Annotated in this window: 20 protein-coding genes and 1 tRNA gene; 6 read left to right on the top strand and 15 right to left on the bottom strand. The window is 72.1% G+C overall.

Annotation, left to right across the window (positions count from 1 at the left end; translation table 11 throughout):
- Window positions 1-4 precede the first annotated feature (4 nt).
- Window positions 5-1417 carry an FHA domain-containing protein gene (locus ACFV20_RS24715; RefSeq protein ID WP_385659781.1) on the top strand — a complete coding sequence of 471 codons (1413 nt, stop codon included), beginning with the start codon at window positions 5-7 and terminating at the stop codon, window positions 1415-1417.
- 30 nt (window positions 1418-1447) lie between these two features.
- Here the strand turns inward: ACFV20_RS24715 and ACFV20_RS24710 are convergent, their stop codons facing one another.
- Window positions 1448-2431 (bottom strand): methyltransferase domain-containing protein, encoded by a 984-nt coding sequence (locus ACFV20_RS24710; RefSeq protein ID WP_385659780.1) that lies wholly within the window; start codon window positions 2429-2431, stop codon window positions 1448-1450.
- A 78-nt stretch (window positions 2432-2509) separates the two neighbouring features.
- Between ACFV20_RS24710 and ACFV20_RS24705 the strand changes: the two genes are divergently transcribed.
- On the top strand, window positions 2510-2923 hold the full coding sequence (locus ACFV20_RS24705) for a globin (RefSeq protein WP_234847451.1): 414 nt from the start codon (window positions 2510-2512) through the stop codon (window positions 2921-2923).
- Window positions 2924-2956: 33 nt separating this feature from the next.
- On the opposite strand, the gene ACFV20_RS24700 is transcribed toward ACFV20_RS24705, so the two are convergent.
- From ACFV20_RS24700 to ettA, 3 genes are read right to left on the bottom strand one after another with little or no spacing between them, the layout of a single operon-like run.
- Window positions 2957-3625 (bottom strand): hypothetical protein, encoded by a 669-nt coding sequence (locus ACFV20_RS24700; RefSeq protein WP_385659778.1) that lies wholly within the window; start codon window positions 3623-3625, stop codon window positions 2957-2959.
- Entirely contained in the window at window positions 3622-4035 is a 414-nt protein-coding gene (locus ACFV20_RS24695) for an acyl-CoA thioesterase (protein ID WP_385659777.1), read from the bottom strand. The genes ACFV20_RS24700 and ACFV20_RS24695 overlap by 4 nt, the downstream gene beginning before the upstream one ends.
- Window positions 4036-4041: 6 nt before the next feature.
- Window positions 4042-5706 carry an energy-dependent translational throttle protein EttA gene (ettA, locus tag ACFV20_RS24690; RefSeq protein ID WP_234847448.1) on the bottom strand — a complete coding sequence of 555 codons (1665 nt, stop codon included), beginning with the start codon at window positions 5704-5706 and terminating at the stop codon, window positions 4042-4044.
- 340 nt (window positions 5707-6046) lie between these two features.
- On the opposite strand from ettA, the gene ACFV20_RS24685 reads away from it, so the two are divergent.
- Window positions 6047-6448 (top strand): DUF4234 domain-containing protein, encoded by a 402-nt coding sequence (locus tag ACFV20_RS24685; RefSeq protein WP_385659776.1) that lies wholly within the window; start codon window positions 6047-6049, stop codon window positions 6446-6448.
- A 54-nt stretch (window positions 6449-6502) separates the two neighbouring features.
- Here ACFV20_RS24685 and ACFV20_RS24680 read toward each other — a convergent pair whose 3' ends face one another.
- The 4 genes from ACFV20_RS24680 to ACFV20_RS24665 all read right to left on the bottom strand — a co-directional run bounded on the left by ACFV20_RS24680 (window position 6503) and on the right by ACFV20_RS24665 (window position 12282).
- Entirely contained in the window at window positions 6503-7912 is a 1410-nt protein-coding gene (locus ACFV20_RS24680) for a Cys-Gln thioester bond-forming surface protein (protein ID WP_385659774.1), read from the bottom strand.
- Between the two features lie 278 nt (window positions 7913-8190).
- Window positions 8191-8655 carry a single-stranded DNA-binding protein gene (locus ACFV20_RS24675; protein WP_385659773.1) on the bottom strand — a complete coding sequence of 155 codons (465 nt, stop codon included), beginning with the start codon at window positions 8653-8655 and terminating at the stop codon, window positions 8191-8193.
- 195 nt (window positions 8656-8850) lie between these two features.
- Window positions 8851-10671 carry a YfjP family GTPase gene (locus ACFV20_RS24670; protein ID WP_385659771.1) on the bottom strand — a complete coding sequence of 607 codons (1821 nt, stop codon included), beginning with the start codon at window positions 10669-10671 and terminating at the stop codon, window positions 8851-8853.
- A 3-nt stretch (window positions 10672-10674) separates the two neighbouring features.
- The gene (locus tag ACFV20_RS24665) at window positions 10675-12282 is read right to left on the bottom strand and encodes a dynamin family protein (protein ID WP_385659769.1); all 1608 of its coding nucleotides are present in this window, start codon (window positions 12280-12282) and stop codon (window positions 10675-10677) included.
- 321 nt (window positions 12283-12603) lie between these two features.
- On the opposite strand from ACFV20_RS24665, the gene ACFV20_RS24660 reads away from it, so the two are divergent.
- Window positions 12604-12676, top strand: a tRNA-Arg gene (locus ACFV20_RS24660).
- A gap of 144 nt (window positions 12677-12820) precedes the next feature.
- Here the strand turns inward: ACFV20_RS24660 and ACFV20_RS24655 are convergent.
- Window positions 12821-13597 (bottom strand): hypothetical protein, encoded by a 777-nt coding sequence (locus ACFV20_RS24655; protein ID WP_385659767.1) that lies wholly within the window; start codon window positions 13595-13597, stop codon window positions 12821-12823.
- Window positions 13594-13869 carry a hypothetical protein gene (locus ACFV20_RS24650; protein ID WP_385659765.1) on the bottom strand — a complete coding sequence of 92 codons (276 nt, stop codon included), beginning with the start codon at window positions 13867-13869 and terminating at the stop codon, window positions 13594-13596. Before ACFV20_RS24650 ends, ACFV20_RS24655 begins: the two co-directional genes overlap by 4 nt.
- Before the next feature lie 544 nt (window positions 13870-14413).
- Between ACFV20_RS24650 and ACFV20_RS24645 the strand changes: the two genes are divergently transcribed.
- Together ACFV20_RS24645 and ACFV20_RS24640 are read left to right on the top strand one after the other, a co-directional pair.
- Window positions 14414-15373, top strand: a complete 960-nt coding sequence (locus ACFV20_RS24645; protein WP_385659763.1) for a D-2-hydroxyacid dehydrogenase family protein — start codon at window positions 14414-14416, stop codon at window positions 15371-15373.
- A 166-nt stretch (window positions 15374-15539) separates the two neighbouring features.
- Window positions 15540-15821, top strand: a complete 282-nt coding sequence (locus ACFV20_RS24640; protein WP_385659761.1) for a chaplin — start codon at window positions 15540-15542, stop codon at window positions 15819-15821.
- A 294-nt stretch (window positions 15822-16115) separates the two neighbouring features.
- Here the strand turns inward: ACFV20_RS24640 and ACFV20_RS24635 are convergent, their stop codons facing one another.
- From ACFV20_RS24635 to ACFV20_RS24615, 5 genes are all read right to left on the bottom strand, one after another.
- A complete protein-coding gene (locus ACFV20_RS24635) occupies window positions 16116-16982 on the bottom strand; it encodes a tyrosinase family protein (RefSeq protein WP_385659759.1) in 867 nt (288 codons plus the stop codon).
- Window positions 16966-17445: a tyrosinase cofactor gene (locus tag ACFV20_RS24630; RefSeq protein ID WP_385659757.1), complete on the bottom strand. Its 480-nt coding sequence runs from the start codon at window positions 17443-17445 to the stop codon at window positions 16966-16968. Before ACFV20_RS24630 ends, ACFV20_RS24635 begins: the two co-directional genes overlap by 17 nt.
- Before the next feature lie 106 nt (window positions 17446-17551).
- Complete coding sequence (locus ACFV20_RS24625; protein WP_385659756.1) at window positions 17552-18070, bottom strand: hypothetical protein; 519 nt, start codon at window positions 18068-18070, stop codon at window positions 17552-17554.
- Window positions 18071-18206: 136 nt separating this feature from the next.
- On the bottom strand, window positions 18207-18812 hold the full coding sequence (locus tag ACFV20_RS24620) for a vitamin K epoxide reductase family protein (RefSeq protein WP_385659754.1): 606 nt from the start codon (window positions 18810-18812) through the stop codon (window positions 18207-18209).
- Window positions 18809-19093 carry a hypothetical protein gene (locus ACFV20_RS24615; protein ID WP_385659752.1) on the bottom strand — a complete coding sequence of 95 codons (285 nt, stop codon included), beginning with the start codon at window positions 19091-19093 and terminating at the stop codon, window positions 18809-18811. Before ACFV20_RS24615 ends, ACFV20_RS24620 begins: the two co-directional genes overlap by 4 nt.
- Window positions 19094-19318: the final 225 nt, after the last annotated feature.

Genomic DNA, 19318 nt, shown 5'->3' with positions numbered 1-19318 from the left:
CGACATGCCGACCTGCCCGAACGGACACCAGTCGGGTTCCGACGACTGGTGCGAGGTCTGCGGTCACCGCATGGCGGGTGCCGTGCCTCCGCCTCCTCCCCCGCCGCCGCCCGGCGGCTACGGCTTCCCGCCCTCCGCCGGCCAGGGGGGCCCGCAGGGTCCCGGCGGCCAGCCCGGTGGACGCCCGCCGCACCTGTCCGCCGTGCCGAACGCCGAGCCGGAGCTCTGCCCGCAGTGCCGTACGCCCCGCGAGGGCGGCGCGCCGTTCTGCGAGGAGTGCCGGTGGAACTTCCTGACGAACACGGCGACGTCGTACACCCCCGCGGCCCCGCCGTCCGGACCCGGGTCGCACTTCCCGCCGCCGGGCCGGCAGGGCCCGCCCGGTCCGTCGTACGGCGGCGGTGACTCCTACGAGTACCAGGGCTCCCGCCCGTCCCAGGTGAACCGCCCGGCCGAGCCGATCCCGCCGTTCGGCGACCCGCCCGGCCGCCCCGGCCCCGGCGGTCCCGGCGGTCCGCAGGGCGGCGGCTACGGCTACCCGCAGCCCGGCCCCGCGCAGACCCAGCCCGGCCCCGGCGGCCCGGGCGGCCCCGGTGCCTTCGGCGGCCCCTCCGGCCCAGGCGGCCCAGGTGGACCCGGCGGTCCGGGACGTCCCGGCGGCCCTGGTGGTCCCGGTGGCCCCGGTGGTCCCGGTGGCTTCGGTGGCGACCCCTCGCGGCCGACCCCGCCCGGTCCCGGTGGGCCCGGTGCCCCGCAGGCGTTCCACCCGTCCGCTCCGCCGGCCCCGCCCGGGTTCCCCCAGGAGACCCAGCGGCCCCCGCAGCAGGGCGGCCCGTCCTTCGGCGGCGGTGACGACGACTGGGTGATCTCCCCGCCGACGTCCGGCCCGGGCGGCCAGGGCGGCCCCGGTGGTCCCGGCCAGGGCGGCTACGGCTACCCGCAGCCCGGCGCGACCCAGGCCCCGCCCGGCCCCGGCGGCTTCCCGCAGCAGCCCCAGGCGCCGCAGGGACCGGCGACGTGGACCGCGACCATCGGCCCGGACCGTGACTACTTCATGGCGATGATGCAGCGCTCCGGCCCCGAGGCGGCGGGCCTCAACCTGCCCGCGTACTCGCCCGAGCAGCAGCGCACCCTCACCGGCAACCAGCTCACGATCGGCCGCCGCCGGCACTCCACCGGCGACACCCCCGACATCGACCTGTCGACACCGCCGGAGGACCCGGGCGTCTCGCACCAGCACGCGGTGCTGGTCCAGCAGCCGGACGGCAGCTGGGCGGTCGTCGACCAGAACTCGACGAACGGCACGACGGTCAACGGCTCGGACGAACCGATCCAGCCCTTCGTCCCCGTGCCGCTCCAGGACGGCGACCGGGTGCACGTGGGCGCCTGGACGACGATCACGATCCGCCGCGGCTGAGACCGCTCACCGGGCGTTCGGTGAGGTCGTTCACGACGGGAGGGGCCAGGCGTACGGCCCCTCCGGGTCGTCCAGCCAGGCCCACTCCGCCTCCTCGCCGACCGTGATGCCGTAGCGCTCGCGCTGCGGTCTGCCCTCCTGCTCCCACAGCGCGTGGGCCTCCTGCGGGTCCAGGCTGCCCCGGGTCAGGGCCAGCAGGAACCGGAAGAGGTCGTCCTCCCGGGCCCGGTGCGGCACCCCGCCCAACTGCGTCGGCTCGCCCCCCGGCCGACCGGCGCCGCGCAGCGGCACGAAGTAGGCGGGCGTGTGCAGGAAGCGTCCCTCGGCGCGCCCCGCGCCGGTCACCGTCAGCAGGATCAGCCCGGTGGCCAGCGGCATGAGGATCCGGCCCCTGGGGCGGCTCTGGGCCACCCAGGCGCGCGGGACGCCGCCCAGGGCGCAGGTGGCGATGATCCGGTCGAACGGAGCGCGCTCGGGCACGCCCCGGGCGCCGTCGCCGGTGACGACGACCGGGTGGTACCCGGCGGCCGCCAGGTGCCGGCGGGCCGACTCGGTGATCTCCGGGTCGAGGTCGACGGTGGTGACCTTGTCGTCGCCCAGCCGGTGCGCCAGCAGCGCCGCGTTGTAGCCGGTCCCGGCGCCGATCTCCAGGACCGTGTGGCCGTCCCGCACCTCCAGCGCGGCCAGCATGTCCGCCATCAGCGACGGCTGGCTGCTGGAGGACAGCAGCTCGCCGTCGCGCAGCCGGGTGGCCAGCGGGGTGTCCTCGTAGGCGCCGCGCAGCCACCGCTCCCGCGCCCCGGGGTCGGCGCTCTCGCCCCACCGGCGTTCGTAGCCGCGGGCGGCACCGACGTAGTAGTACGGCACGAAGAGGTGCCGCGGGACGGCCGCGAAGGCCTCGCGCCAGGCCGGATCGCCGGACCAGGCCCCGCTCGCCTCGATCCGCTCCACGAGCGCCGCCCGCGCGGCGGCGGCGAGGCCGTCGAGTTCACTGCCGGGTGCGTAGCCGCCCATGTCTCCACAGTAGGGGCAGCGTCCTGGCAGGAGAGCCGGGTCCTAGGGCTTGAGTCCTATGCCGCGGCGTCTGAGACCATGGATCGCGTGAATGAGATTCGGCGCGGCACGCTTCAGGAGCAGACCTTCTACGAGCAGGTCGGCGGTGAGGAGACCTTCCGTCGGCTCGTCCACCGTTTCTACGAGGGAGTCGCCGAGGACCCGCTGCTGCGGCCCATGTACCCCGAGGAGGACCTGGGCCCGGCCGAGGAGCGCCTCGCGCTGTTCCTCATCCAGTACTGGGGCGGCCCCACGACGTACAGCGACAACCGCGGCCACCCCCGGCTGCGGATGCGGCACGCGCCCTTCACGGTCGACCGGGCGGCGCACGACGCGTGGCTGAAGCACATGCGGGTCGCCGTCGAGGAACTCGGCCTGTCCGAGGAGCACGAGCACACGCTGTGGAAGTACCTGACGTACGCGGCGGCCTCGATGGTCAACACCGCGGGCTGACTCCCACCGCGCGCGGACGGGGAAGGGCGCCGCTCAGCGGACGCTGACGTCCAGGGCCCCAAGCCCGGCGCGGCGTACGGCGACGGACCCGTACGGCGTGCGCAGCCTCAGCCACGCGCCCGACGAGAACAGCGCGGGCGGCACCCCGGGCCGCAGGAAGCCGAGGGAGTGCGCCGCGTGCACGGCCCGGACGGGCAGCCGGGTGTCCCCGACGGTACGGGACCAGACGTCCCGCCCGATCCGGTCCAGCTCGGCCCGCGTCCGCCCCTCGGGGGACAACTCCCGCGTGCGGGAACGGAATTCGGCGACGACGGCGGCCACGAGCTCACGCAGCGCGTCCGGCGCCGGCAGTCCCGGCTCGGCCCGCCAGCCGCTCCGGGGCGGCAGCACACCCGCCCACGGCGGCCCGGTCACCGCGCTCGGCACGACGGCCGTGCAGGCCGTCTCGTCCACCGTCTCCAGGAACTCCCCGGCGGACACGGTCACGTCCAGCGTGACCTCCAGGCCCTTCTCGTACGGCTTCGCCAGCCGCACCGCCCGCACGGCGAGCACCTCGAAGGACGGCGGCCGCCCGAAGACGGCCAGTGCGGTGCCCGCGGCCTGCAGACGCACCGCGGCCCCACGGTCGTAGTGGAGCAGCCGGGAGAGGAAGGCGGCGAGATCCGCCGCCTCCCCCTCGTCGGCGAGGTGGAGCACCGTCATGCGGCGACGGCCTCCTCCTCGGTGTCATCCATGTACTCGCGCAGGAACTCCCGCTCCTCCGCGGTGATCCGGCGCGGGCGCTGGGCCTCGAAGTCGAACGGCACGATCACCGTCGACGCCCGCACGTAGACCTGGTCGCCGTCCTTCACCTCGTAGGTGAGGGTGAAGGACGCGGCCCTTATCTCGGTGACCCACAGCTCGATGTCGACCGGGTGGTGCCGGTGGACGAGCTGCCGCTTGTAGTCGATCTCATGGCGTGCCACCACGGACCCCTGCTTGAAGTCCTTCTCCGGGCGGAACAGGAAGTCGATACGGGCCTCCTCCAGGTAGCGGAGGAACACCACGTTGTTGACGTGGCCGTACGCGTCCATGTCCGCCCAGCGCAGCGGGCAGCGGTAGATGTGCCGCAAGATCGATCAGCCCCGGGTCAGCTTCTTGTAGGTGGCGCGGTGCGGACGGGCGGCGTCCGGGCCGAGCCGCTCGATCTTGTTCTTCTCGTACGACTCGAAGTTGCCCTCGAACCAGAACCACTTGGACTCGCCCTCGTAGGCGAGGATGTGCGTGGCGACGCGGTCCAGGAACCACCGGTCGTGGGAGACGACGACGGCGCAGCCGGGGAACTCCAGCAGCGCGTTCTCCAGGCTGGAGAGCGTCTCGACGTCGAGGTCGTTGGTCGGCTCGTCGAGGAGCAGCAGGTTGCCGCCCTGCTTGAGGGTGAGCGCGAGGTTCAGCCGGTTGCGCTCACCGCCGGAGAGCACGCCGGCCGGCTTCTGCTGGTCCGGGCCCTTGAACCCGAACGCGGAGACGTAGGCGCGGGACGGCATCTCGACCTGGCCGACGTTGATGTAGTCGAGCTCGTCGCTGACGACGGCCCACAGCGTCTTCTTGGGGTCGATGTTCTCGCGGCTCTGGTCGACGTAGGAGATCTTGACGGTGTCGCCGACCTTGATGGCGCCGGAGTCCGGCTCCTCGATGCCCTGGATCATCTTGAACAGGGTGGTCTTGCCGGCGCCGTTCGGGCCGATGATGCCGACGATGCCGTTGCGCGGCAGCGTGAAGCTGAGGTCGTCGATGAGCAGCTTCTCGCCGAAGCCCTTGGTGAGGTTGCTGACCTCGACGACGACGTTGCCCAGGCGCGGGCCCGGCGGGATCTGGATCTCCTCGAAGTCCAGCTTCCGCATCTTGTCGGCCTCGGCGGCCATCTCCTCGTAGCGGGCCAGACGCGCCTTGGACTTGGCCTGACGCCCCTTGGCGTTGGACCGCACCCACTCCAGCTCTTCCTTGAGCCGCTTCTGCCGCTTGGCGTCCTTCTGGCCCTCGACCTTGAGGCGGGCGGCCTTGGTCTCCAGGTACTTCGAGTAGTTGCCCTCGTAGGGGTAGAGGCGACCGCGGTCGACCTCGCAGATCCACTGGGCGACGTTGTCGAGGAAGTACCGGTCGTGGGTGACCGCGACGACGGTGCCGGGGTACTTGGCGAGGTGCTGCTCCAGCCAGTTCACCGACTCGGCGTCGAGGTGGTTGGTGGGCTCGTCGAGCAGCAGCAGGTCGGGCTGCTCCAGCAGCAGCTTGCACAGCGCGACGCGGCGGCGCTCACCACCGGACAGGTTGGTGACGGGCCAGTCGCCGGGCGGGCAGCCCAGGGCGTCCATGGCCTGCTCCAGCTGGGCGTCCAGGTCCCACGCGTTGGCGTGGTCGAGGTCCTCCTGGAGCTTGCCCATCTCCTCCATGAGCGCGTCGGTGTAGTCGGTCGCCATCTGCTCGGCGATCTCGTTGAACCGGTCGAGCTTGCCCTTGATCCCGGCGACGCCCTCCTGGACGTTCTCCAGGACCGTCTTGTCCTCGGTCAGCGGGGGCTCCTGGAGCAGGATGCCGACCGTGTAACCGGGCGTGAGGAAGGCGTCCCCGTTGGACGGCTGCTCGATGCCGGCCATGATCTTCAGGATCGTCGACTTGCCGGCGCCGTTCGGGCCGACGACGCCGATCTTCGCCCCCGGCAGGAAGCTCGTCGTCACGTCGTCGAGGATCACCTTGTCGCCGTGCGCTTTGCGCGCCTTGCGCATGGTGTAAATGAACTCAGCCAAGAGAAACCGTCCGGCAGCTTGAAACTGGCAGTGGGCAGATACACCCCATCTTGCCGTACCGCCACCCCTGGGTGGAAACGCGTATGACGGGGGGCGGCTGACCTCGTTCTTTGCGAGGGACGGCGGAGGCTCGCCCGTCTTCGCCCATCACCGTTGACGGACCTCGGTCACCCTCGCACGGCCCAGCGACGGCCCGGGGCCGGCCCGGTGGTGATCGCTCGGCTGACCGCGACCCTCTGACCTGCGCCTCAGGTCTTCGGTCTCATCCCGTCAGGCCTTCGATCTCACCCCGCGCGCCCCACTCCCGACCGTGATGAACTGGACATATGGGAGGTGTGTCATGTCAGGTCGCGTGGGGAAAACCCGCAACATATTTCTCGTCTGGCTGATTTGGCCGCTGATCACGCTGGGCATCTATCACCTGGTCTGGTACTACAAGATCAACCGGGAGGCCAGGGACTTCGACAGCCGGATCGAGGTCAATCCGGCCATGGCGGTCGTGGCCATCACCCTCGGCTGGCTGCTGATCGTTCCCCCCTTCATCTCGGTGTACAACACCGGTCTGCGCATCGCCCGTATGGAGCGGTCCGCGGGGATGGAGCAGGAGTGCAACCCCTGGATCGGCGTCATCCTCTTCATCGTGGCCGGTCTGTATCCGCTCTACTACCAGCACGAGGTGAACCAGATCTGGGCTCACTACCAGATCCCGGCAGAGGGAGCGCACGTGCCTCTCGCCGCCTGACCCGCGCCGCGGCCGGACCGGGGACCCGGCGGAAGCGAACGGCGTTCGCCCTGGTCACTCCCCCGCCGTCTGCTCCCTTCGGCGCAGCACGATCAGCGTCGCCCCGCCGATCACGACCAAGCCGATGGCCACACCCGCGATCATGGGCGTTATCGCGGAGCCGCCGGTCTCGGCGAGGTTGGTGTCCGCGGCCGTGCCGCCCACCGTCGCCGGGCTCGGTTCGCTCAGGGTCTGCGTGGTGGTGCCGGTGTCACTGCCGCGGGTCAGGCAGTCCAGCAGGCCGGTGAAGCGCTTCTCGAAGCCGCCGGGACCGTGAATCGTGAAGTCGTAGGACTGGTCCTCCTGGAGCGGGACCGTCACCGTGCGGGTCTCGCCCGCGGCGACGGTGTGCCGGAGCCCGGCCAGCTCGAAGGTGTACGGCTCGTCGCCCTTGTTGGACGCGATGATGTCGACGCCGCCCTCGGCGCAGTTCTTCGCCGCCGACACCGCCGGGACCGGGCCCTGCTTCGCCCACGTCGCCCCGGCCGCCGCGGACACCGTCGACTCGCTGGAACCGGCCAGGATCTGCGTCTGGCTGCGGCTCTCGGAGGCGAAGGCCCGGCCGACCGGCACAGTGGTCGAGGCCTGCACGGTCAGCTCCGCCGTGCCGGCCGCCGCGTCCTCCGGAACGTCGAAGAAGACCTGGCCACCGTCGACGGTGGAGGTGACGGCCTTGCCCTGCTTGTCGACGACCCGCACCCCGCTGGTGGCGGCGTCCGCGGGCGGGCTGACCGTCACGCTGCCGGCGGTGGTGCGCACGGTCACCGGCCCGAGCAGCTCCCCCGGCCGGCCGGAGACCGCGGGAGGATCGAGGGTGAGGGAGGCCCGGGGCTCGGGCAGGGTGCGGGCGTGCTTCTCCAGGTAGTCCGCGAGCTGCTCGGCCTGCGGGTCGAGGGCGTCGACGGCTACCTCGTCCGAGTAGCGCCAGATCGCGACCTGCGTACCGGCCGCCGCGTCCTGCTCGGTCAGCGGGCCCCGGACGCCCGCCTTGCGCGCCAGGGTCGCGAGGTCGTTCACCTGCGGGTAGGAGTTCTGCAGGATCCAGCGGATCTTGCCGGAGTCCTTGTTGGCACCCAGGGACGTGCTGCTCCAGGGCGTCTCGTGGTACTTGGCGTCCCGCTGCGTGGGGCTGTGGAGATCGACGCAGTACGTCTGCAGCATGCCGCCGCCGTCGACGGACATCTCGAACAGGCCCGCCGGGATCTCCTGGTCGCCGGTGCCGGCGTGTATCACCGCCGCGCCGAACGTCTTGAGGCCGCCTATCGTCGCGGCCGCCCCGCCCTGACTCTGCGTCGTCTCGTCGGCGACCGCCCGGCCGGCGCCGGTCAGCCCGCCGGCGGCGACGAGCCCGGACACCACGGTCGCGGTGGCGAGGCGGGCCGCGCCTCGCCGGTGGACGAACAGCTCAGAGAACGAAGCAAACACCAAATTCCCCTTCGAGCAGGACCCGTTGACGTGGGGGGACGGTCCCACCTGCAGAATCAGAGGCCTCATCGGACACAAGTGTCCCGAGAGCCATGTCCGGCATCCTAGGGACGCGGGGGACGCCGCCCGCCGGTCAGACGGTCGGACGAGTGATCCGACTCGGAATCGTTATCGCCAAGATCCGCTGCGAGCAGGGCTTATCGACAAATCCACCCCTGGCCATCGGTGCGCATTCGTCGATAAGCCGCACTTCGGACAGAGTCACCAGGTGACTGACGTTACGTCAGAGCGGGTGCTGTCACGTGGGGTTGGGGCGGACCTGCCGAACCCTCGGGCGGTGTCTCCCAGTTGGGCTCGGGCGGGGCCGGCGACGGGGTGACGTCCGCCTTGGCCGCCCGCCTGAAGGCAGCGGTGCCCCACGCCAGATCGTGACCGATCGCGACGGCGTCGATGTCCGCCGACGTCCAGCTCTGCCCCTCGCGCACGTCGGTCCGCACCTTCAGCCTGCCCTGCACGATGACGGGCTCGCCGACCGTCAACGACGCCGCCGTGTTCGTGGCCAGCTGGCGGTTGGCCCACACCGTGAAGAAGTTGGTGTGCCCGTCGGTCCACGTGTTCTTCTCGCGGTCCCAGTAGCGCGCGGTCACCGCCAGCCGGAACCTCGCCGACGGACCGGACGCCATCTCCCGGTACACCGGCTGCGTCGCCACCCTGCCGACCGCGCAGACCATCGTCTCGTTCATCGCGAACCTCCCTCGCCCGGCCTGCGGCAACGCGCCGGGCCGACACGCGTACGGGCCCGTCCCGTACGGCTGCGTCTTCCAGACTGCCGCCGCCGGGCCGGGCCCGCTGAGCGCTGTGGACCACCCCCGGCCTGTGGACAACGCCGCCACCCACACGAGTGACCCGGGCCTGGGCGGGGGCGGGGGGCAGGGGCGTCAGCGCCCCGCTCCCACCACCCTCCCGAACTGCTCCCGGACCTCCCGGTACCGCAACAGCTCCGCCGCCACCGGGTCCAGCACCCGGGCCCTGCCGCAGCCGGACGCGGCCTCCCGCAATCGGCGTTCCGCCTCCAGGCCGTAGCGCCGGGCCGGGCCGCGGGCCGCCATCCGGCAGCTCCACTCGATGAGCGGGCCGCCCACGATGCCGATCACCATCAGCAGCACCGGCACCCCCAGATTCGGCGCCATGACCCCGATGATCTGGCCCAGCAGCCACAGCCCGCCCAGGAACTGCACGATCGTCATGGACGCCTGGATCAGCACGGCCAACGGCCACCACCCGGGCCGCGGCGGCCGCCCCGCCGGAACCCCCGCCCGCACGGTCAGTTCGTCCAGCGCCTCGGGCAGTCCCTGCGCACCGCGGACGGCGGCCTCGCGCACGGCCTGCGCCCAGGGCGCGGGCAGCCCGGCCGACGCCCGGTCGGCGACGGTCCGCACCGCCTGTTCGACCCGCTGACGGGCGGTGGCCTCCTCGTCGGCCTGCGTGCGTGAGGGGAGCCGTCCCGTGGTGGGCTCGCCCCGGTCCTGGTACCAGCGCCACAACCGCAGCCAGGGCGTGCCGCAGGCGCGGTTGGCGTTGCGCAGCCACGCCCGTTCGGCCGCTTCGCCCGCCGCCGTGGCGCCCACCGCGTCCGCGAGCCGGTCGGAGAACTCCTCCCGGGCCTGTTCGCTCAGCCCGGTCCGCCGCTGGGTGGCGTAGACGGGCCACAACCGGGCCGCGGCCATGTCCACGTCGGCCGAGATACGACGGTTCGGCGCTCCGCGCTCGGAGACGAACTGGCCGAGGGCCTCGCGCAGTTCGCCCATGCCGTCACCGGTGAGGGCGGACAGCGCGAGCACGGTCGTGCCCGGTTCGCCGTACTCCCCGAGGGCGATGCCGTCCTCGTCCAGGAGCCGCCGCAGATCGTCGAGGACCTGCTCGGCGGCCTCCCCGGGCAGCCGGTCGATCTGGTTGAGGACGACGAACATGACCTCGGCGTGCGCCGCCATCGGCCGCAGGTAGCGCTCGTGGAGGACGGCGTCGGCGTACTTCTCCGGGTCGACCACCCAGATGACCGCGTCGACCAGCCCCAGGATGCGGTCCACGTGCCTGCGGTGCTGCACGGCGGCGGAGTCGTGGTCGGGCAGGTCGATCAGGACGAGGCCGCGCAGGGGCGATTCGCCGTCCCCGGTCGGCAGCGGCCGGCGGCGCAGCCGGGGCGGGATGCCGAGCCGCTCGATGAGGCCGGCCGCGCCGTCGCTCCAACTGCACGCGATGGGCGCCGCGGTGGTGGGACGGCGTACGCCCGTCTCCGAGATGGTCACCCCGGCGAGCGCGTTGAACAGCTGTGACTTGCCGCTTCCGGTGGCGCCCGCGATGGCCACGACGGTGTGCTGCCCGGACAGTCTGCGCCGCGCGGTCGCCTCGTCGAGCACCCGGCCGGCCTCCGACAGCGTCCGGCTGTCGAGCCGGGTACGGGAGAGCCCCACCAGTTCGCGCAGCGCTTCGAGCCGGGCGCGCAGCGGCCCCTCGTACGTCAGCGGGGTCACCGTCGGCGGGGCGGCGCAGCGGCTGTCCGTCACGGGGAAGCGGCCTCCTTCGGCGGTCTCGTTGACCCGGCGTGCGATGAGCCCGTCGTCCCAGGCCTCAGCGGAGTCGGTACGGGCCGCACGCTCGCCGTCCGGCGTGCCCCGGCCGGCTGCTCTGCCCGCCTTGTGGGCGTCGTCGTCCGGCTGGTCGGAGTGCTCGGTGGGGTCCTGGTCAGTGACGGCGGTCACCGGTCACCTCTCCTTCTGCAGTACGGACAGCGCGGCGATGAGTTCGGCCTGGGGCTCGGGGTGGACGTCCAGCGCGTCGAGCGGGGCGAGGCGGCGCTCGCGTTCGGCGTGCAGGACGCGGTCGACGTGCTCGGTGAGCAGCCGCCCGGCCCGGTCGCGCAGCCGCAGCGCGCCGTGGGCGCCGATCCGCTCGGCGAGTCCCTCCCCGGCCGTGCGGCCCCGGCGGCCGCCCAGCAGGGAGGTGGCGACCAGGGCGGCGACCAGTTCGGGGTCGGGTGCGAGGTTGCGGTCGAGTTCGCGCACCTCGTCCTCGGCGTGTTCCTCGAGCTCGCGCCGCCATCGCCGTACGGCGAGTCCGATGCGGTGCTCGGCGCTGTCCGCGCCGGTCTCGCGTGCGGCGAGTTCCGGGGCGGCGGACGCCGGTTCGCGCCGCCAGGCGTCGTCGACGCGCTCGTCGGCGGCGGTGACGGCGCACAGCAGCAGCGCGGCGAGGCTCTCCACGAGCGCGTCGAGCAGTTCACCAGCGGTGCAGTCCAGGGGAAAGGCGCGCCACCGCTTGAGCGCGTCCCCGGCGAGGACCGCCCCGCTCTGCAACCGGCCCCGCACGCGCGCGTGCTCGCTGTCGTACGCCCCTTCGACGGCGGAGGTGAGACGCAGGGCGGCGGCGTACTGCGCGGCGGCGGCACCGGCCAGTTCGGGCATGCGGGACTTGAGGGAATCGAGGACGCCGTAGGCCGTACGGGCGAGGACCTGCTGGCGGGCCGCGGGGTCCTGGGCCTGGTGGATCAGCCAGGTGCGCAGCTGGGCGACGGCGGAGGCCGGCAGGAGCCCGCCGCCCCAGGCGGACTCGGGGAGTTCGGGCACGGTGAAGCGGGGCACTTCGCCGAGCCCGGCCTTGGTGAGCAGGGCACCGTACTGGCGTGACACCTCGTGCACGACCTGGTGGGGCACACGGTCGAGCACGGTCACCAGGGTGACGTCGTACTCCTTGGCGGTGCGCAGCATGTGCCAGGGGACGGCGTCGGCGTAGCGGGCGGCGGTGGTGACCATGACCCAGATGTCGGCGGCGCAGATGAGTTCGGCGGCCAGGACCCGGTTGTCGGCGACCAGGGAGTCGATGTCGGGGGCGTCGAGGAGGGCGAGGCCGGGCGGCAGCGTGTCGGCGGTCTCGACGCGCAGCACGCGCGCGGGGTTCTCGCCGGGGAGCAGCAGGTCGTCGGTGGACTCCTGCTGGGGCACCCACACGCGGGTGAGATCGGGCAGCACCCGCATGCCGCTGAACCAGTGGTGGTCCTCCGGATGGCAGACCAGCACGGGGGTGCGTGTCGTCGGCCGCAGCACGCCCGCCTCGCTGACGCGCCGTCCCACGAGGGAGTTCACGAGCGTCGATTTCCCGGCTCCGGTGGACCCGCCCACGACGGCCAGAAGCGGCGCTTCGGGCTCCCGCAAGCGGGGCACCAAGTAGTCGTCGAGCTGCGCGAGGAGCTCGTCGCGGTTGGCACGCGCGCGTGGGGCCCCCGCCAGGGGCAGCGGGAAGCGTGCGGCGGCGACACGGTCGCGCAGGGCGGAGAGTGCGTCGAGCAGCTGAGGCCGTACGTCCAAGGTCACCACATGTGAAGAATGCCCAATTTTAGGGGAATTCTGAAGCATATGAGCATGTCTGCGCGCCGACGGAACACAAGGGACGGAAGGGGCGAGTGGGACAGAGGTCCACTCCAGGCATAACGAGTGCACAACACCCGATGCCTGTGACGCCAAAAGCGGTGCACGATTCGTACCTGCCTGCGATTATCAGGACCGCTTCACCGAACCTCCACATCGAGCCACGGAGGCGAAGCAACAGGGACAAGGACGCGGGAGCCCTATCCTTGTCCCCGGCAACGTCACGGATCGGCCCACACCAGGGCACCACGACAGAGGCCACCACACCCGGCCCCCGTAGCTCAGTGGATAGAGCAGGCGCCTTCTAAGCGCTTGGCCGCAGGTTCGAGTCCTGCCGGGGGCGCACATACCCTCTCCCCTGCGGAAACGCGTGAGGGGTTCTTTGACGTCCGGGTGCACATCGCTGCGAGAGCAAGCGCCTTGACTGTCCACAGTCGTGGATGCGTGCCCGAGATCCAGGTTGCAGTGCGAGCTGACAGATACCTGGCTACCCGTCCTCCTCCAGCACCTGGGCGGCCGCGCGTGGGTCCATGAGGTTGGACCAGGCCTGTTCGGCCGGGAGCAGGTCCCGCTCGGGCAGGGCGTACTCCGGATACCAGCCCTCAGCCTCACAGCCGGGGACGTTGCGCAGGATCAGCACGGTCAGGTTCGGCGGTACGGAGCCAGTGATCCGGACGGCGAGGTAGGTCGCGTGGCCGTCGTCCGCCCGCACCTGGAGGCCAAGGGTGAAGGTGTCGAACTCGCGTGTGTGCTCACGGCCGTCTCGCAGCGTGGCGTGCGCCAGGTCCAGCAGAGTCGCCCGCAGGCGACGCATGAAGCGGACACCGGCCTCGGCGCGATAACGGACATGGTCCTCGCGAGCGGGCAGGAGGTGAGCCGTGTGCGTCGCGGTCTTCAGGCCGTCGCGACGTTCCGCGTTGTAGCGAGCCCGGGCGGCGCGGCCGCCGGCCTCAAGGGCCGCATAGAAGTCATCGCCCGAGCCGTCCTCGCGCCGACCCGCCGCGACCAGCCACGGCAGGTCGGCGTCCAGCCATACCGCGCCGCGCCACCGCTGCACCTTGACCTTGAACAGCACATGGTCGTCCACTGACCGAATGCGTTCGTGCTTGCCGTCCTCGTCCGCGAACTGCTCGGACACCTTGGCCAGCACCGGGTGATCGACCTCGTCCAGCGGCACCGTGACCGGCGGCACCGCGAGGCACAAATCCTCGCGTAAGCAGCGCAGCGTCGGGCGGGCCGGGCGCAGCGAGCCAGGTCCGCTCATTCCTCGATTCCCCCGACCGCGTCGATCTCCTCCGCGGTCAGCCCGGTCAGCAGCATCACATCCGACTTCAGCGAGCCGTCCAGCACACTGAGCGCCTCCACCATGCCGGACCGCAGATCCTCGCGACGCTGCTCCAGATACGCCCGGACCGCCTCGGCCACAAGGTCCTTCTTCGTCAGCCCCAGGAAATGAGCGCCCTGGCTGATCAACTTGTCCGTCGCCGGGTCCACCTTCAGCGGGGACTGGCGTACTGGCTTCGGCGCCGTCGTCATCGTCAACACACCTCCGCCGCCATGGTACCTAAATACCTCACGGTGTGGTTGCTCCGGTGTCACCGCTGCCGAACGCGCCCTGGCTCCGGCCGACGACACACGCCTTCGCTACCCGAGACGCCATCGAGCAGGGATCCCGGAATTGACAGCAAGCGCTTTGAGGATCTCCGTTCGTGGACGACGTGCGAACACGCAGGTGAGCGCATCACTCAGGCCCGCGCACCTTCTAAGCGCTTGGCCGGCTGTCACCGGGGTTTCGAACTCGGCGACGGATCAGCCGGCGCCAGGCACGTGCGGCAGATCGCCCGCGGCCTCCAGCCGCCGTGCAGCAAACCCTCGACGCATTGGGCGTGGTCGCCAGGAGCACGGCAACGCTACTCCCGGCCCACTCGGCCACCTGGGCTGGTGCCGTGGCGTGCATCGGCCTTCGTCGGCCGCGGACCAGCTCACGTGCGCCGCCCTCCCCCCACCCCCCTTCCCTCCCCTCCCCCCACGCGCGATCATGGTCCTCTCACCGGACCCCGCGTCGTGAAAGGGGCACGCCGTGCGGCTGCGATGTGCTGTGCTGGACGACTTTCAGAAGGTCGCGACCGAGGTCGCCGACTGGGACGTGGTCGCCGGCGACGTGGAGGTCGTCCCGTTCGACCGGCATCTCGACCGGGAGGACGACCTCGTCGCCGCCCTGGCCGACTTCGACATCGTCGTCACCCTGCGCGAACGCGTGCCCTTCCCCGGGTCGCTCATCGCCCGCCTGCCCCGGCTGAAACTGATCGTCGCCTCCGGCATGCGGAACTCCGTGATCGACTACGCGGCCGCCGAGGCCCACGGCGTCACGGTGTGCGGCACGGCCAGTTCCTCCACCCCGCCGGTCGAACTGACCTGGGCCCTGCTGCTCGGTCTGGCCCGCGGCATCGTCGAGGAGAGCAACGCCCTGCGCTCCGGCGGCCCCTGGCAGAGCACCGTCGGTGCCGATCTGCACGGCCGCCGCCTCGGGCTGCTCGGCCTGGGGAAGATCGGCAGCCGGGTCGCGCACGTCGGGCTCGCCTTCGGCATGCGGGTCACGGCCTGGAGCCAGAACCTCACCCGCGAGCGCGCCGACGACGTCGGCGTCGAACTCGCCCCCTCCAAGGAAGACCTGCTCGCCACCAGCGACTTCGTCTCCGTCCACCTCGCCCTCGGCGACCGCACCCGCGGCCTGCTGGGCCCCGCCGAACTCGCCCTCCTCAAACCCACCGCCTACCTGGTCAACACCTCACGCGCGGCGATCGTCGACCAGGACGCCCTCCTCGACACCCTGCGTGCGGGCCGTATCGCCGGCGCCGGCGTCGACGTCTTCGACATCGAGCCCCTTCCCGCCGACCACCCGATGCGGACGGCGCCCCGGCTCCTCGCCACTCCGCACCTCGGCTACGTCTCCCGCTCGAACTACGCGACGTACTACGGCCAGGCCGTCGAGGACATCCGCGCGTTCCTCGACGGGGCGCCCGTGCGGCGGCTCCCCTGACCGTCGCACGGGCATCCGGGCGCCGGACGACCCATATGGCGTGCGTGCCCCTCCAAGACGGGTGATCCGGCCATGATCGCCGTGACCACCCGTGCACGGGCGCGTTGAACGGTGAGCACGGCGGCGCCACCTGCCGGCGTGCTCACCGAGTCAGAAGGAGAACGTGATGTCTCGCATCGCGAAGGCAGCCGGTGTCGCGCTCGGCACCGGTGCCGTGGTCATCAGCGGGGCCGGCCTGGCCCTGGCCGACGCGGGTGCCCAGGGCACGGCCGTCGGGTCGCCGGGCGTCCTCTCGGGCAACGTCGTCCAGGTCCCGGTCCACATCCCCGTCAACCTGTGCGGCAACACCGTCAACGTGATCGGTCTGCTGAACCCCGCGTTCGGCAACGAGTGCGAGAACAAGAGCGAGCACAAGGGCCACCCGGGTGGCTACGGGTACGGCCACTGATCGCACGCGACACCCGTGCACGCACGGAGAGCCCCGGCACCTCGAGCGCCGGGGCTCTCCTCGTGCAGCCGATACCCGGCGAGCACCGACACCCGGCGAGCACCGACACCCGCGAGCACCGACGTCCGCAAGCGCCGACGCCCGTATGCGCCGATACCCGTGAGCACCGAGGCCCGCAAGCACCGAGGCCCGTGCGCCACGGCCCACGCGCGCCGAAACCCGGGAGCGCCGATACCCGGCAGCGCCGAGGCCAGGGAGCCACGGCTCACGCATCGGTGCTCGCGTCCGCAGGACTCACGCGTAGCGGTAGATCCGCCCGTGATCCTCCAGCTGATCCGGCGTCACGTCCCACGGCGGCAGCTTCTCGTGTCTCGCCACGATCCGCCGGTACTGCGCGCTGCCGCGGGCGGGCGGCTTCGCGGGCAGGTAGCGGTGTTCGCGGTGGCGCCGCTGCCAGCGGGACCACACCAGGTCGACGAAGGCGTGGTGCAGCCAGAACACCGGGTCGTTGACGGAGGCGCCGCCGACCATGGCGCCCCCGACCCAGCGGTGCACCCGGTTGTGGTTCTGCCAGGAGGCGCTGCCCCGCCCGCTCCCCCAGCCCTCCAGCTTGTTGCGGAAGCCCTTCGCCGCCGTGGAGTCCCAGGGGGAGGCGTCGTAGAGCGGGTCCTTCAGGGCCCGTTCGAGTTCGGTCTTGGTGGGCAGCTGGATCGGGTCGCGGGAGCGGCCCAGGTCCCGGGTGAGGAACTCCTCGTCGGTGACGCCCTCCTTGATGGTCCAGTTGCCCTCCGCGTAGGCGAACGGCCCGGTCATCACCTGGCGGTCGGAGCGCCGTCCGGTGCCGCCGAGGAGGTCCGCGGTCCAGGGCGCGGACGTGGTCGTGCGGTCGCGCGTCCAGTCCCAGTACGGCACGGACACCGACGAGTCGACCCGGCGCAGCGCCTTCTCCAGGTCCAGCAGGAACTGCCGGTGCCAGGGCAGGAAGGACGGCGCCATGTGGGCGGTGCGCAGGCCGTCCTCGCCGTCGGAGGTGTAGTACTCGATGTGCGTTCGTACGAACTCGTCGTACTCGCCGCGCCGCTTCACCTCCAGCAGCGCCTTCACGAACCGGCGTTTCTCGGTACGGGTGAGGGTGCTGACGTCCTTACGCGTGTACACCATGGGCTCCCCCGTCCAGGTGGCCCGGGCCGTGGCCGGGCAGGTCGCGCAGGTGCTGCCCCGGGCCCAGTTCGTCGACGGCCGCGCGGGTCGCCGCCAGGGGGGTGGGGTAGGAGCGGTAGTGGTCGACCATGCTCAGCCAGCTGCCGTCGGCGCGGCGCATCAGGTGCAGGGGCCGGCCGTCCACGGTGACGTGCCAGTCCGCGTCACCGGCCCGCTGCTCCGGGGAGGTGAGCGGGACGCCTCGGATGCGGCGGCCCCGGTAGGTCTCCTCGAACATGCCGTCGTCGGCCCACACGTCCGTGTTCCTGCCGTCGGTCTCGTCGGGCCAGGCGGCCAGGGCCACGGGGGTGAGGGCGGCGCCGGCCGCCGCGGCCACCAGGCCGCGCAGCACGCCCCGCCTGCTGCCTCTGGCCTCGCCGTCGCCCGCCGCTCCCACCGGTACTCCGCCTACGCCTACGACCATGTCGCGCTCCTCGTTCCGCTCGGGTTGTCGTAGCGGTAACAGCCCGAAGGCCCCCGCGGTCACCACCGCGGGGGCCACACGAGCACACCCGGTACGACTCGACGTCCTACAGGCCGGGGCCCACGCCCAGGTCGGCGGTGGGTACCGTCTGCACGAGCGGGGCCAGCAGGCCCACCTGCGGGAGCTTCGCCTGGGGCAGGCCGAAGCCGTCCGCGGTGGGGGAGGTGAGCGGCGCGTCGACCGAGACGCCGGGGGCGAGCGTCCGCAGGTCGGAGGCGGGGGCGTCGACGCCGATGTGGTCGAAACCGGTGCCGAGGAGGTGCGGCAGGGGTGCGCGCACATCGGCGCCGGGCAGTCCGCCGTGGAGGGGCAGCTGCGGGACGGCGCGCTCGGGGAGGAGCCGGCCCTCGACATAGCGGGGGCCCTCGGGCGAGCCCGGCAGCGGCACGGGGAGCTCCCCGGTGACCTCGGGCAGTTCCATGCCGAGTGCCTTCTCGGCGCCGCCCAGCGGCAGGGGGACCGGGACCGTGCCGACCGCGGCGGCGGGGGTCGCGGCGGCGGCACCGGCCGCGGCCGCCACACACGTGATCACTGCGGCGAGGGTTCCTCGGGTGGTCGACTTCATCTGGGGTACGGTCCCTTTCGCGTGTCGGGGGCTCAGCGTGCGTACCGAGTAACGAGCCGGGGAACCGCACGAGCGCACAATTCCCCCGACTGCCGCAGTAATACGACGGACCGGTCCCCCGGGGGCGGGGTGCCGCTCAGCCCGTCCAGAAGTCCCACCAGCGCGTGAGGACCAGCATGCCGACGACGCCGAGGTGCAGCACCGGCGGCACCCAGGCGAACTCGTCGAGGAACCGGCGCACCGCCCCGGGCGCCGGCAGGAACTCCTGCCGTACGGCGAACGACGTCACGTACCAGAACAGGAGGATCGTCGCGGCCCAGGCCAGGCAGCACCACAGGCACAGCGCGTTGATCCGGTACAGCGACTCGAACTGCAGCCACGTCACGAACCCCACGCCGAACAGGCATCCGGCGTCGAAGGCGAGCCAGTACCAGCGGGGGAAGCGGGCCCCGGCCAGCAGGCTCGTGCCGACGCAGATCACGACGCCGTAGGAGGCCAGGCCCAGCATCGGGTTGGGGAATCCGAAGACCTCGGCCTGGTCGCTCTTCATGACGCTGCCGCAGGACACCACCGGGTTCAGACTGCAGCCGGGCGTGAAGTCCGGGTCCTTCAGCAGCTTGAACTCGTCGAGGGTGATGATCCAGGACGCCAGCAGCCCGGCCGCTCCCGTGCCCACGAGCAGCAGGGCGAACGCCCGGCCGGCGCCCGCCGTGCGCGCCCGGGCCGGTGCGGGCGGGGTCACTTCGGCAGCGGAAGACCGCCGAGGAGCCCGCCGTTCGAGTTGAGCTGCGTGGTCGCCTGCTTGACGGTGCTGAGCATCGAGTCCTTGTTCTCGGTGTCGAGCGCGTTGGACTGGTGCTTGAGCGGCATCGGGTCGATGGGCTCCCTGGTGAGCGCGTTGACGGCGCCGTTGAGGCTGGTGGGGGTGACGTGGGCGGGGTCGTAGTCGGCGTGCGCGGGTGCGGCGGCACCGGCGACGACGAGGGAACCGGCGACGACGGCGGCGGCCTTCAGGGACTTCATCGTGAATCCTTTCTTCGGCGACTGTCGTCACCGGCGGGGAATTCGGACGCCGTGCCTAACGATGCCTGTGCGGTGCGGAAACCCCGTCGGCAGAACCTCATATGAGTCGCTCAAGCGGAAGTCGTGCCGGTCTGGGGGGCCGCACCCCGTGGCGGGCCGCCCGCCCCCCCCCCCCCCCCCCCCCCCCCCCCCCCCCCCCCCCCCCCCCCCCGGGGGGACACCCCA

The sequence above is a fragment of the Streptomyces sp. NPDC059696 genome (assembly GCF_042733745.1).
Lineage (GTDB): Bacteria > Actinomycetota > Actinomycetes > Streptomycetales > Streptomycetaceae > Streptomyces.
The sequence above is the reverse complement of the archived record's forward strand: the minus strand, read 5'-3'. Positions and strand labels throughout refer to the sequence as shown.

Excerpts from the sequence above, each read along its gene's own strand:
- ACFV20_RS24715 (WP_385659781.1), top strand. The coding sequence starts at position 5 with ATGCCGACCTGCCCGAACGGACACCAGTCGGGTTCCGACGACTGGTGC.
- ACFV20_RS24710 (WP_385659780.1), bottom strand. The coding sequence starts at position 2,431 with ATGGGCGGCTACGCACCCGGCAGTGAACTCGACGGCCTCGCCGCCGCC.
- ACFV20_RS24705 (WP_234847451.1), top strand. The coding sequence starts at position 2,510 with ATGGATCGCGTGAATGAGATTCGGCGCGGCACGCTTCAGGAGCAGACC.
- ACFV20_RS24700 (WP_385659778.1), bottom strand. The coding sequence starts at position 3,625 with ATGACGGTGCTCCACCTCGCCGACGAGGGGGAGGCGGCGGATCTCGCC.
- ACFV20_RS24685 (WP_385659776.1), top strand. The coding sequence starts at position 6,047 with ATGTCAGGTCGCGTGGGGAAAACCCGCAACATATTTCTCGTCTGGCTG.
- ACFV20_RS24675 (WP_385659773.1), bottom strand. The coding sequence starts at position 8,655 with ATGAACGAGACGATGGTCTGCGCGGTCGGCAGGGTGGCGACGCAGCCG.
- ACFV20_RS24655 (WP_385659767.1), bottom strand. The coding sequence starts at position 13,597 with ATGAGCGGACCTGGCTCGCTGCGCCCGGCCCGCCCGACGCTGCGCTGC.
- ACFV20_RS24650 (WP_385659765.1), bottom strand. The coding sequence starts at position 13,869 with ATGACGACGGCGCCGAAGCCAGTACGCCAGTCCCCGCTGAAGGTGGAC.
- ACFV20_RS24640 (WP_385659761.1), top strand. The coding sequence starts at position 15,540 with ATGTCTCGCATCGCGAAGGCAGCCGGTGTCGCGCTCGGCACCGGTGCC.
- ACFV20_RS24635 (WP_385659759.1), bottom strand. The coding sequence starts at position 16,982 with ATGGTGTACACGCGTAAGGACGTCAGCACCCTCACCCGTACCGAGAAA.
- ACFV20_RS24630 (WP_385659757.1), bottom strand. The coding sequence starts at position 17,445 with ATGGTCGTAGGCGTAGGCGGAGTACCGGTGGGAGCGGCGGGCGACGGC.
- ACFV20_RS24625 (WP_385659756.1), bottom strand. The coding sequence starts at position 18,070 with ATGAAGTCGACCACCCGAGGAACCCTCGCCGCAGTGATCACGTGTGTG.
- ACFV20_RS24615 (WP_385659752.1), bottom strand. The coding sequence starts at position 19,093 with ATGAAGTCCCTGAAGGCCGCCGCCGTCGTCGCCGGTTCCCTCGTCGTC.